This is a genomic window from Methylophilus sp. 13, assembly GCF_015354335.1.
Classification (GTDB): Bacteria; Pseudomonadota; Gammaproteobacteria; order Burkholderiales; family Methylophilaceae; genus Methylophilus; species Methylophilus glucosoxydans.
This window is the reverse complement of sequence record NZ_JADKYR010000007.1, coordinates 57669-69732: the sequence shown is the minus strand read 5'-3', so window position 1 is coordinate 69732 and position 12064 is coordinate 57669. Positions and strand designations below refer to the sequence as shown.

12 protein-coding genes are annotated in these 12064 nt (G+C 49.2%); all 12 read right to left on the bottom strand.

Features of this window, described 5'->3' with window-relative positions; all coding sequences use genetic code 11:
* Window positions 1-138 precede the first annotated feature (138 nt).
* The gene (locus tag INP77_RS13920; RefSeq protein ID WP_194749676.1) at window positions 139-603 is read right to left on the bottom strand and encodes an Hsp20 family protein; all 465 of its coding nucleotides are present in this window, start codon (window positions 601-603) and stop codon (window positions 139-141) included.
* 115 nt (window positions 604-718) lie between these two features.
* Window positions 719-1939: an EAL and HDOD domain-containing protein gene (locus INP77_RS13915; protein WP_194749675.1), complete on the bottom strand. Its 1221-nt coding sequence runs from the start codon at window positions 1937-1939 to the stop codon at window positions 719-721.
* A 102-nt stretch (window positions 1940-2041) separates the two neighbouring features.
* Window positions 2042-3877, bottom strand: coding sequence for a glutamine--fructose-6-phosphate transaminase (isomerizing) (gene glmS / locus INP77_RS13910; RefSeq protein ID WP_194749674.1), 1836 nt, complete (start codon window positions 3875-3877; stop codon window positions 2042-2044).
* 4 nt (window positions 3878-3881) lie between these two features.
* Complete coding sequence (gene glmU / locus INP77_RS13905) at window positions 3882-5252, bottom strand: bifunctional UDP-N-acetylglucosamine diphosphorylase/glucosamine-1-phosphate N-acetyltransferase GlmU (protein WP_194749673.1); 1371 nt, start codon at window positions 5250-5252, stop codon at window positions 3882-3884.
* Window positions 5253-5348: 96 nt separating this feature from the next.
* Entirely contained in the window at window positions 5349-5774 is a 426-nt protein-coding gene (locus INP77_RS13900; protein ID WP_194749672.1) for a F0F1 ATP synthase subunit epsilon, read from the bottom strand.
* Window positions 5775-5842: 68 nt separating this feature from the next.
* A complete protein-coding gene (gene atpD, locus INP77_RS13895; protein WP_194749671.1) occupies window positions 5843-7279 on the bottom strand; it encodes a F0F1 ATP synthase subunit beta in 1437 nt (478 codons plus the stop codon).
* Window positions 7280-7346: 67 nt separating this feature from the next.
* Complete coding sequence (gene atpG / locus INP77_RS13890; RefSeq protein ID WP_194749670.1) at window positions 7347-8216, bottom strand: F0F1 ATP synthase subunit gamma; 870 nt, start codon at window positions 8214-8216, stop codon at window positions 7347-7349.
* A 29-nt stretch (window positions 8217-8245) separates the two neighbouring features.
* Complete coding sequence (gene atpA / locus INP77_RS13885) at window positions 8246-9787, bottom strand: F0F1 ATP synthase subunit alpha (protein WP_194749669.1); 1542 nt, start codon at window positions 9785-9787, stop codon at window positions 8246-8248.
* A 16-nt stretch (window positions 9788-9803) separates the two neighbouring features.
* Window positions 9804-10340: a F0F1 ATP synthase subunit delta gene (locus tag INP77_RS13880; RefSeq protein WP_194749668.1), complete on the bottom strand. Its 537-nt coding sequence runs from the start codon at window positions 10338-10340 to the stop codon at window positions 9804-9806.
* A 17-nt stretch (window positions 10341-10357) separates the two neighbouring features.
* The gene (locus INP77_RS13875) at window positions 10358-10828 is read right to left on the bottom strand and encodes a F0F1 ATP synthase subunit B (protein WP_194749667.1); all 471 of its coding nucleotides are present in this window, start codon (window positions 10826-10828) and stop codon (window positions 10358-10360) included.
* Window positions 10829-10907: 79 nt separating this feature from the next.
* A complete protein-coding gene (gene atpE / locus INP77_RS13870) occupies window positions 10908-11174 on the bottom strand; it encodes a F0F1 ATP synthase subunit C (protein WP_018987204.1) in 267 nt (88 codons plus the stop codon).
* Window positions 11175-11221: 47 nt separating this feature from the next.
* Window positions 11222-12058 carry a F0F1 ATP synthase subunit A gene (gene atpB, locus INP77_RS13865; protein ID WP_194749666.1) on the bottom strand — a complete coding sequence of 279 codons (837 nt, stop codon included), beginning with the start codon at window positions 12056-12058 and terminating at the stop codon, window positions 11222-11224.
* Window positions 12059-12064 lie beyond the last annotated feature (6 nt).

The following is a 12064-nucleotide window of genomic DNA, read 5'->3' as shown; positions in this document are numbered from 1 at the left end:
GATGAGCGTGGCTGGCGGACAGTGACATGCGCATGCAAGGCGGTTGACTGGATGCCTTTGCTCAGCAACTAAACAGATTTCTATTCTGCAGCTAAATATGAAAAAAAGGGCCAACTGGCCCTTTTTTATACCCTCAGCTTAAGCTGCTTTTTGCTCGATCAAGGTAGCGCTTGCATTTGGGACTGCGGTGCCAATTTCAATTTTGCGTGGCTTGAGTGCCTCAGGAATCTCACGCACCAAAGCAATCGTTAACAAGCCATTTTCGAGCTGTGCCCCGGTGACTTTCACATGATCGGCCAACTGGAATTTGTGCTCAAAGTCCCGCGTGGCAATACCACGGTGCAAATAGGTGGTTTCCTGTTCTTTTTTGGCTTTGCGGCCAGTCACGCGCAAAGCCTGGTGTTCAGTTTCAATCTCCAGCTCATCTTGCTGGAAGCCAGCCACTGCCATCACGATTTTGTAGGCGTTTTCGTCTACCAGTTCGATGTTGTAAGGTGGATAGCTGATTTCGTTTTCACTGCGCTGGCTTTCGTTGAGCATTTTAGCCAAACGGTCAAAGCCAATTGCGGTTCTGTAGAAGGGGGTTAAGTCATAACTACGCATACGTTGATCCTTTCAAAAATAAGCGATTAACATGATTCACAGACCTCAAACTGCAAGCATCTGTATCGTGTAAATGGGTATGCGCTTTATCTTTTCAAGAGGGTCAGGTATTGATTTATATTCCCAGAGCCTCGGTCCAGGCCAGGGCCTCCATATGGCACTGATTTACTTTTTCCGGCTTGAGTTGCAGCATGGCAGCCATCTCTAAAATTTCTTCATTGTTGGCATCTTCGCAAGCTTCGGTGAGCTTGAGGAAAGGGCCAAAAATACCCTGGCGCTCAACCAGTGCATCGACGATCGTCTCAGGTAATTGTAGTTTTTCGAGGATATTTTCCATCGGCACTTTAAGCATCACATCCAGCAGCGAAAATACGCCCACCACAAACAGATTGTCACGGTCGCGCTTTTCAAAAAACGGTTCGCCCAATAACTCGGTCAAGCGGCCACGTGTAATTGAGGTTTTCATCAGGGCAGGGGAGCTGCTGTTGTTTCCCGCCGTGACCATAAGTAAAGTCAGCCAGCGATAAAGCTGGTTGCGACCCAAGATGGTCAAAGCATGACCGATGGATTGCACTTCGCATGACAAGCCAAAGCCCACAGAGTTGATATAGCGCAGCAGTTTATAACTCAGCGTGGTATCACGTTTAAACCCATTTTCGATGTCTTTGTTTTCTGCCTCCTGGCTGACCAGGTTCAACAAATGCAACACGCCATCAAAGCTTGGATTAATGACCTTGCTGCTGATATTTTCTGGCTTGGCATAAAAATAGCCTTGGAACTGGTGGTAACCCGCATCCAGCAGGTCCTGAAACTGGTTATTTTCCTCCACCTTTTCTGCAATGAGGGAACATTGATCGTGCTGGTATTTTTTTAACCATTGTTTAGCTTGTGCAATGCCCACATTGCGCATATCGATCTTGATAAAGTCGGCATAAGGCAACAAGGCTTCCAAATGCGGATAGTGTTGCGGATTATCCAATGCGATACGGAATTTGAGTTGTTTCAACTCCTGGCAACGCGCCAGGATTTCTGGGGTGACCTGAAGGTGATGCACCACTTCGAGCACGGTTTTTTCTGCCGGCATCAATTCGAGAAACACGCTATTGAGCATGACATGATCGACGTTGATGAATGCCAGCTGCTGGCCGAGTAACCAGCTCTCATGCATTTCGTCCATAGTGGTATTCAGGATACGCGCGCAGGTTTGAATATCTTCCTCAAAGGGCGTGTTGCTGCCATCCGTCTCATTACGGAAGAAAAACTCGTAGCCTATGATTTGTTGTTGATCATTAACAACCGGCTGGCGACCGATAATACTGTGTTGTGACGTGGTCATGACTGCATTCCTGATTAGCACCGATTACCAGTTTATGGCAGTCATCGCCATTTTGTATTGAAAAAAAAGCCCCGAATGTCGGGGCTTTTCTGGGGTTTATGACTATTCGACGGTCACACTCTTGGCCAGGTTACGTGGTTTGTCTACATCGGTGCCTTTAAACAAGGCGGCGTGATAAGCCAGCAGCTGCACCGGAATCACATGCAATACCGGGGAGAGCGCGCCGACATGGCGCGGCGTGCGGATGACCTGTACGCCTTCAGACGCATGAAAGTGACTGTCTGCATCCGCAAACACAAACAACTCGCCACCGCGTGCCCGGACTTCCTGCATGTTGGACTTGACCTTTTCAAGCAAGGCATCGTTGGGGGCAATCACCACTACGGGCATATTGCTATCAACCAGCGCCAAGGGGCCATGTTTTAACTCACCGGCAGGATAGGCTTCGGCATGGATATAGGAAATCTCTTTAAGCTTGAGCGCGCCTTCCATCGCAATCGGGAAGTGGATGCCACGGCCGAGGAACAAGGCATGTTCCTTATCGCCAAAGCGATGTGCCCATTCGCGAATCTGCGGCTCCAGATTCAGCGCAATTTGCACGCTGCCGGTCAGTTGGCGCAGCTCGGCCAGGTATTGTTGCTCTTGCGCATCGGTCAAGAGACCGCGCACTTTGCTCAAGGTAACGGACAGGACAAACAATGCAATCAATTGCGTGGTAAACGCCTTGGTACTGGCCACACCGATTTCTGCACCAGCACGTGTGTAGTAAATCAGGGATGATGCCCGTGGGATGGCGCTTTCTTGCACGTTGCAGATGGCAAGACTGAAAGGATGCCCCAGTTTTTGGGCATGTTTGAGCGCTTCCATCGTATCCAACGTTTCTCCTGATTGCGAAATGGTGACGATCAGCTGCTTGGGATTAGGCACCGAATCACGATACCGGTATTCGCTGGCGATTTCGACTGAGGTTGGAATTTTTGCAATGCTTTCCAGCCAGTATTTGGCGGTCATGCCCGCGTAATAGCTGGTCCCCGCCGCTAAAATCAATACGCTATCAATCTGTTTGAAAATGTCAGCTGCTGTCGCACCAAACAATTCACACCTGAAAGCGCCATCATCAATAAGCGCCTCAATGGTATCGCTAATCGCGCGTGGTTGCTCATGAATCTCTTTTTGCATGAAATGGCTATATGGGCCCAATTCCAATGAGGCCAGAGAGACATCACTCATGTGCACTGTGCGCTGCACGGTTTCACCTTGCTTATCGATAATCGTCACGCGATCGGTTTGCAAGGTGGCGACATCGCCATCTTCCAGATAAACCACTTTACGCGTGGCTGACAGCACCGCAGACACATCGGAAGCAACGAAATTTTCGCCTTCTCCATAGCCAATCAACAGTGGGCAGCCCAAGCGGGCAACAATCATGGTTTGTGGCTGGGCCAGGGCGATCACACTGATCGCATACGCCCCGGTCAGCTCACTGATCGCTTGTCTGACAGCCACCAGCAGGTCTTTGCTCTGCTGGTAATAATAATGCACCAGATGGGCAATCACTTCGGTATCAGTTTGTGAAGTAAAGTGATAACCCAAGGCTTGTAAACGGTCACGCTGTTCATCGTGGTTTTCGATAATGCCGTTATGTACCACGGCGATTTCAGCCTGGTCTTGCGTAGGCGAAACATGCGGGTGTGCATTTTGTTCGGTGACGCCACCGTGCGTTGCCCAACGCGTGTGGCCTATGCCGATCTGGCTGGTTAAGCCCTGAGCTTTGCGCTCTAATTCAGAGACGCGGCCGACCGCACGCACACGTACGATGGACTGGTTGAGTACAGCAATCCCCGCTGAGTCATAGCCGCGATATTCCAGCCGGCTAAGGCCTTCAATCAACAAGGGAACAATATTACGGTTTGAAACTGCACCGACAATGCCACACATATGTTTATTTTTTCACCTTTTGTGGACGTTTCCATCCTTGAATTGAACGTTGCTCACGTGCACGACAGAGCGTTAATGTCTCTGCCGGCACATCTTTAGTGATGGTGGAGCCTGCGGCAATCGTCGCCCCTTTGCCTATGGTCACAGGAGCGACCAATTGACTGTCAGAACCCACAAACACATCATCTTCTATCACAGTCTGATGTTTATTGGCCCCATCATAATTGCAAGTAATCGTTCCCGCACCAATATTGACGTTTGCCCCGACTGTGGCGTCCCCCACATAACTCAAGTGATTGACCTTGCTACCCAGGCCGACGCTGGCATTTTTAAGTTCGACGAAGTTACCCACATGGGTCTCGGCAGCCAGGTGCGTGCCTGGCCGCAAACGCGCAAATGGGCCAACTTTACTATCCTGTCCGACCCTGGCCTCTTCTATATGGGTAAATGCAGCTAATGTGGTATTGCGTGCAATCACAGCATTTTTGATCACACAATTTGGACCGACATCAACACCATCTTCCAAGGTGACTTCCCCTTCAAAGACACAGTTCACATCAATACGCACATCACAGCCGCAGTTCAGGTGACCTCGAATATCAATTCGCTGTGCATCCATGAGGGTGACGCCTTGCGTCATCAAGTTGAGCGCCTGTCTGTGTTGATATTCACGCTCCATCTGTTGTAAATCCAGCTTGGAATTGATGCCGGTAACAGACCAGGCATCGGCGACCACATGTGGTAGTACCGCCCGTCCTTCGTTCACAGACATTGCAATGATATCTGTCAGATAATACTCTTGCTGCGCATTGTTGTTTTGCAGTTGAGCCAGCCAATGCTTCAGCGCTGCATTAGGCATGGCCATAATGCCGGTATTCACTTCCTGAAGGGCTCGTTGTGCTTCACTGGCATCCTTATGCTCAACAATGGCCACAACCTGATTTTGTGCATTGCGCACGATACGGCCATAACCGGTCGGATCATCCTTGATAAACGTTTGTACAACCAGATGTGCATCTGCCTGTGACAGCATGTCGCGACAGGCTTCAACATCGACCAGCGGCACATCACCCAGCAGAATCAGTGTCTTTCCTTGTGCAGGCAGATGGGGGAGGGCTTGCTGCACGGCATGTCCGGTCCCCAGTTGCTCGGCTTGTAAAACCCACACCAAATCCTCGCCCGGGGTTTGTTGCTGGACCTGTTCCCCACCAAAACCATAGACCACAATGATTTTTTGAGGATTGAGTTTGCGTGCGGCGTTGATCACATGATGCAGTATCGGTGTGCCGCCAATGGCGTGCAGTACCTTAGGCAGGTCTGAGCGCATACGGGTGCCTTTGCCTGCCGCCAGAATTACAATATTCAAATCAGTCATGCGATTATTTTATCTCAGAAACAAAAAAGGCGGCTTGAAAGCCGCCTCATTTGTCATTGTCTGCATTAAATTTAATGTTAAACGCTAATGCAACAACTAGTGGACTGATTTACGCAATTTCTGAATTGCCTGGATTTGTGCAACAGCCTCTGCCAACTCAGCTTGCGCTGCGGCATAGTCAATCTCCGAAGAACGGTTTTTCAATGCTTCTTCGGCCGCTTCCTTAGCTGCAATAGCCTTGGCTTCGTCCAGATCCTGCCCGCGAATGGCTGTATCCGCCAGTACGGTAATCATGCCTGGTTGCACTTCCAGCATGCCACCAGAAATAAAGATCAGGGTTTCTTCCTGTTCTGCAGATTGCTTGATACGCAATGCACCGGGCTTGATCGTGGTAATCATTGGTGCGTGATTTGGGTAAATACCCACTTCACCTGCACCTGCGGGGGCCACGACAAATTCGGCTTCACCGGAGAAGATAGACTCTTCGGCACTCACCACATCGACATGCACTGTATTTGCCATAATGTTCTCTTTTCTATATCACTGAAATAAACAGGCAGATGGCACCCATCTGCCTGTAGTCATATCTATTAGTTCAGTGTTTTAGCCTTTTCAACAGCCTCTTCAATGCCACCTACCATGTAGAAGGCTTGTTCTGGCAAGTGGTCATACTCACCATTTACAATCGCTTTAAAGCCTTTAATGGTTTCTTTCAGTGGTACATATTTACCCGGCGCACCGGTAAACACTTCTGCCACGTGGAAAGGCTGTGACAAGAAACGTTGGATCTTACGTGCACGGCCAACCACCAGTTTATCTTCAGGTGACAGCTCGTCCATGCCCAGAATCGCAATAATGTCGCGCAGCTCTTTATAACGTTGCAGTGTAGACTGCACCGCACGTGCAACAGAGTAGTGCTCTTCACCCACAATTTGTGGATCCAGCTGACGTGAAGTTGAATCCAGTGGGTCAACCGCTGGGTAAATACCCAATGAAGCGATGTCACGTGACAGAACCACGGTGGAGTCCAAATGCTGGAATGTGGTTGCAGGGGATGGGTCAGTCAAGTCATCCGCAGGTACGTAAACGGCCTGGATAGATGTAATAGAACCGACTTTGGTTGAAGTAATACGCTCTTGCAGACGGCCCATTTCATCAGCCAGGGTAGGTTGGTAACCTACGGCAGATGGCATACGGCCCAGCAACGCAGATACTTCAGTACCGGCCAGTGTGTAACGGTAAATGTTATCTACGAAGAACAACACGTCACGGCCTTCGTCACGGAATTTTTCAGCCATGGTCAACCCGGACAACGCGACGCGCAGACGGTTACCAGGAGGCTCGTTCATCTGACCGAACACCATCGCCACTTTGGACTCTTTCATGTTGTCCAGCTTGATCACGCCAGCTTCTGCCATTTCGTGGTAGAAGTCGTTACCTTCACGGGTACGTTCACCTACACCGGCAAATACGGACAAACCGGAGTGCTGTTTAGCAATGTTGTTAATCAGTTCCAGCATGTTCACGGTTTTACCTACACCCGCACCACCGAACAGACCCACTTTACCGCCTTTAGCAAACGGGCAAACCAGGTCAATCACCTTGATGCCTGTTTCCAGCAGGTCAACCGAAGGAGACAGCTCTTCAAACGCTGGCGCTTTCTGGTGGATAGAACGGAATTCTTGTGAGTCGATAGGACCGACTTCGTCGATTGGGCGGCCCAATACGTCCATGATACGGCCCAATGTGCCTTCACCGACTGGGACAGAGATCGCTGCACCTGTGTTTTTGAACGCAGTGCCACGTGCCAAACCATCGGAGGAACCCATGGCGATGGTACGTACAATACCGTCGCCCAATTGCTGTTGCACTTCCAAAGTCAAGCCAGTCTCAGCTTTGGAATCTTTGTCATCAATAATCAATGCATCGAATACTTTAGGCATCTGATCGCGTGGAAACTCCACGTCAACCACAGCGCCGATACACTGCACTACTTTACCTGTTACTGCTTGATTTGCCTTTGCCATTTTCTTTTCCTAACTGTATGAGTCAGATCTAATTGAATTCTTAAACTTGCTGCCTTAAAACGCACCCTTAGGACGAAACCGCAGCTGCACCGCCGACGATTTCAGAAATCTCTTTGGTAATAGCAGCCTGACGCGCCTTGTTGTAGACCAGTTTCAGTTCACCAATCACGCTCTTAGCGTTATCCGAGGCTGATTTCATCGCTACCATACGGGCAGATTGCTCAGAGGCCATGTTTTCAGCCACTGCGTTATAAATCAATGACTCAATGTAACGCATCATCAATTCATCTACGACCGGTTTTGCTTCTGGCTCATAGATGTAATCCCAATGACCATTAGGACTGCCCAGTTGCTCGCCAGTCAAAGGCAACAATTGTTGCATGGTTGGCACTTGCTTCATGGTATTGATGAATTTGGTATAGCAGATGTAAAGCTGATCAATTTCACCGGCAATGTACGCATCGAGCATCACCTTGATGGTGCCGATGAGTTTTTCCAGATGCGGAGTATCGCCCAAACCGGTAATATGGGATTTCACTTGTGCGCCCACCCGGTTCATGAAGCCATAGCCTTTGTTACCAATGGCGCTGACGCTGATACCTTTGCCTTCGCTTTCCCAGGTTTTCATCTGGTTCATCGACATGCGCAGTACGTTGGTATTCAAGCCACCGCACAACCCTTTGTCCGAGCTGACGACAATCAGACCCACGTTTTTCACCACGTCACGTTTAATCAAAAACGGATGGCGATACTCTGATTGTGCAAAGGAAAGGTGAGCCGCCACGTTGCGGATTTTTTCCGCATAAGGGCGGGAGGCACGCATTCTATCTTGCGCCTTGCGCATTTTAGAGGCGGCCACCATCTCCATCGCCTTGGTGATCTTGCGTGTATTTTCTACACTCTTGATCTTGGTTCTAATCTCTTTACTTCCTGCCATATGCGTTTCCTAAGTCGAAGTGTCAGAGATTAATAAGCGTTGGTCGCTTTGAAGTCCTGAATTGCTGCTTCCAGTGCTTTTTCGTTATCACCGCTCAAATCCTTGCTGGATTCGATCGTATCAACGATATTTTTGTACTTGGAGCTCAGGAAACCGTGCAATGCGTTTTCAAAGGCCAAGACTTTGTTGGTTGGCACATCATCAAAGTAACCTTTGTTAGCAGCAAACAGGCTGATACCCATATTCGCCACACTCAAAGGTGCGTATTGAGCTTGCTTCATCAACTCAGTAAACATACGACCGCGGTCCAGCTGTTTGCGGGTCGCTTCGTCCAAGTCGGAAGCAAACTGCGCAAACGCAGCCAATTCACGATACTGCGCCAAAGCCAGACGGACACCACCGCCCAGTTTTTTGATCACTTTAGTTTGCGCTGCACCACCCACGCGAGACACGGAAATACCGGCGTTGATCGCAGGACGGACACCAGCGTTAAACAGGTCACTTTCCAGGAAGATCTGACCATCGGTAATCGAAATCACGTTGGTTGGAACGAATGCAGACACGTCACCAGCTTGTGTTTCAATCACTGGCAAGGCAGTCAATGAACCTGTTTTGCCTTTAACTTCACCGTTGGTGAATTTTTCAACATATTCTTCATTGACGCGCGCAGCACGCTCCAGCAGACGGGAGTGGATGTAGAACACGTCACCTGGGTAAGCTTCACGGCCTGGTGGACGACGCAGCAACAGGGAAATCTGACGGTAAGCCACGGCTTGTTTGGACAAGTCATCGTAGACAATCAATGCATCTTCACCACGGTCACGGAAGTATTCACCCATGGTACAACCGGCATAGGGTGCCAGGAATTGCAGGGCAGCCGAGTCAGAAGCAGTTGCCGCCACCACGATGGTATAGGCCATCGCGCCGTGCTCTTCAAGTTTGCGTACCACGTTAGCAATGGTAGAAGCTTTCTGACCAATCGCAACGTAGATACAGGTCATGTTCTGACCTTTTTGGTTAATGATCGCATCGACAGCAACCGCTGTTTTACCTGTCTGACGGTCACCAATGATCAATTCACGCTGACCACGACCCACTGGCACCATGGAGTCAATAGACTTCAAACCAGTTTGTACAGGCTGTGACACGGATTTACGTGCAATCACGCCTGGGGCGATTTTTTCAATTTTGTCTGTCAGCTTGGTGTTGACTGGACCCTTGCCATCAATCGGCTGACCCAACGCGTTCACCACACGGCCAATCAGCTCGGGGCCCACTGGCACTTCCAGAATACGGCCTGTGCATTTACAGACGTCGCCTTCAGTGATGTGTTCATACTCACCCAGCACCACGGCACCCACGGAGTCACGCTCCAGGTTCAATGCCAGACCGAATGTGTTGCCTGGAAACTCGATCATCTCACCAGCCATGACGTTAGACAGGCCGTGAATGCGCACAATGCCGTCTGTCACAGAAATCACAGTACCCTGGGTACGTGCTTCTGCGGCGGTAGAGAAGTTTTCCAAACGGCTCTTAATGAGCTCGCTAATCTCTGATGTAGATAACTGCATTTAATTCTCCTATGCCTTATGCTGTGAGCGTATAGGCTAAATTTTGTAACTGACCTTGGACAGACGCGTCGATAACGGTGTCGCCAACAATAATTTTGATGCCGCCGATGATTTCCGGATCAACGGAAACGCTTGCTTCAATTTTCTTGCCGAACTTGGCTTCCAGACGCTTGACCAAATCTTTGGTTTGCGTTGCCGTGATTTTGGCAGCGGCAATGATTTGTGCGTCCAAGGTGCCTTCATCTTGCGCTTTTAAAGCCTCAAAGGCTTCAGCAATGGCAGGCAATAAGGATAAACGGCCATATTCAACCAAAGTCTTGATCAAATTTTGACCATGCTCGTTAAGATTGTCGCCACAGACTTTGAGGAATGCGCCTTCAACATCTGCCGCATTCAGTTTGGGGTTATCAATCAGGGTTTTCATTTGGTCATTAGAAGCCACTCCGGCTGCCAATGCCAACATATCAGACCATGTTGCCAATGCATTTTTCTCTTTGCCCAACTTGTAGGCAGCGACAGCATAAGGCCTTGCAATGGTTGAGAGTTCAGCCATGTTTTATCCCTTTAACCTTATAGTTCCGCAGCGAGTTTAGACAACATTTCGCTATGTGCTTTGGCATCAATCTCTTTGCGCAGGATTTTTTCTGCACCAGCCACAGCCAGTGTTGAAACCTGTGCACGCAGACCCTCTTTGGCACGGTTCACTTCCTGATCGATTTCAGCTTTGGCACCGGCAATAATGCGATCACCTTCAGCCTTGGCATTTGCTTTGGCTTCATCAATGATTTGAGCGGCGCGTTTTTCGGCTTGCCCAATAATCTCACTTGCTTTTTGTTTGGCCTCGTTCAATGTTGCTTCAGATTTTTTGGCAGCCACTTCCAGGGCGCTCTTGCCCTCTTGGGCAGCAGCCAAACCATCTGCGATTTCCTTTTGGCGTGTTTCGATCGCCTTTAACAGCGGCGGCCAAACGAATTTCACTGTGAACCAGATCAACACTGCAAATGCGATAGCTTGCGCGATGAGTGTGAAATTAATATTCATGTTGGATCCATCATACTGATTGGTTGAAAGGTTTAAGTCACTACTTAAACCCTACCGGGCGGTGATTACCGAGTAAAAATTACTTGGCAACAACGCTCAACAATGGGTTTGCGAATGCAAACATCATTGCCAGACCAACACCGATAATGAAAGAAGCGTCAATCAAACCCAACAGCAGGAATACTTTACCTTGCAGGGCAGGGATCATTTCTGGTTGACGAGCAGCGCCTTCCAGGAAACTTGCACACATGATACCAATACCGATACAAGCGCCAGCGGCACCCAAACCAATGATCAAACCAATACCAACGCCTGTGTAGGCTTGAATCAATGCTAATGCTTCCATTTAATACCCTCTCTTATAAAGAATTAAAAACAACTACAAAGTTAAAACTAGTGTGATTCATGCGCCATGGCCAGGTAGACCACAGTCAACATCATGAAAATAAACGCTTGCAAGGCCACAATCAGGATGTGGAAGATAGACCATCCAGCACCCAGTACAGCACCGGCAACGGTACCAGTCAGGCCAGTGGCAGCCCACATACCCAACAGCAAGAAGATGATTTCACCAGCGTACATGTTACCGAACAGACGCAATGAGTGAGAAAGTGGTTTTGAAACGTATTCAATCAGGTTAAACAAGAAGTTGGCAGGCCATACCAAAGGATTGCTACCAAATGGTGCACAGAACAATTCGTGAATCCAGCCACCCAGGCCTTTGGCTTTGATAGAGAAGAAAATCATCAGGAACCACACCGCCAATGCCAAAGCAAACGTGGTGTTAATGTCAGAAGTAGGGACGATACGCCATTTGGTATGCTCGCCACCAATTGCTGATGCCACATTTGCTACGTGGTCTACCGGCAGGAAGTCCATCGCGTTCATGACCAGCACCCAAACAAACACGGTCAGTGCAGCCGGCGCAATAAAGGAATGACGGTTACCGTGAAAAATGTTTTTAACCTGGTCATCGACAAAACCGAATAACAACTCAACAAACGCCTGACGCTTAGTCGGTATGCCAGCGGTCGCTCCACGTGCCACCCACCAGATCAGCCCCATCACCAGCAAACCCAGCACGACTGAAGTCAGCAGGGTGTCATAGTGCAATACCCAAAAGCCTTCAGAGGTGGCATTGCCATTCACACCTTGCGCATTAAAGCTAAGGTGGTGCGCGATATATTCAGAAGGAGTCAGTTCTGCGTGTTGTGCGTGTTCGGTTGTCATATGTTC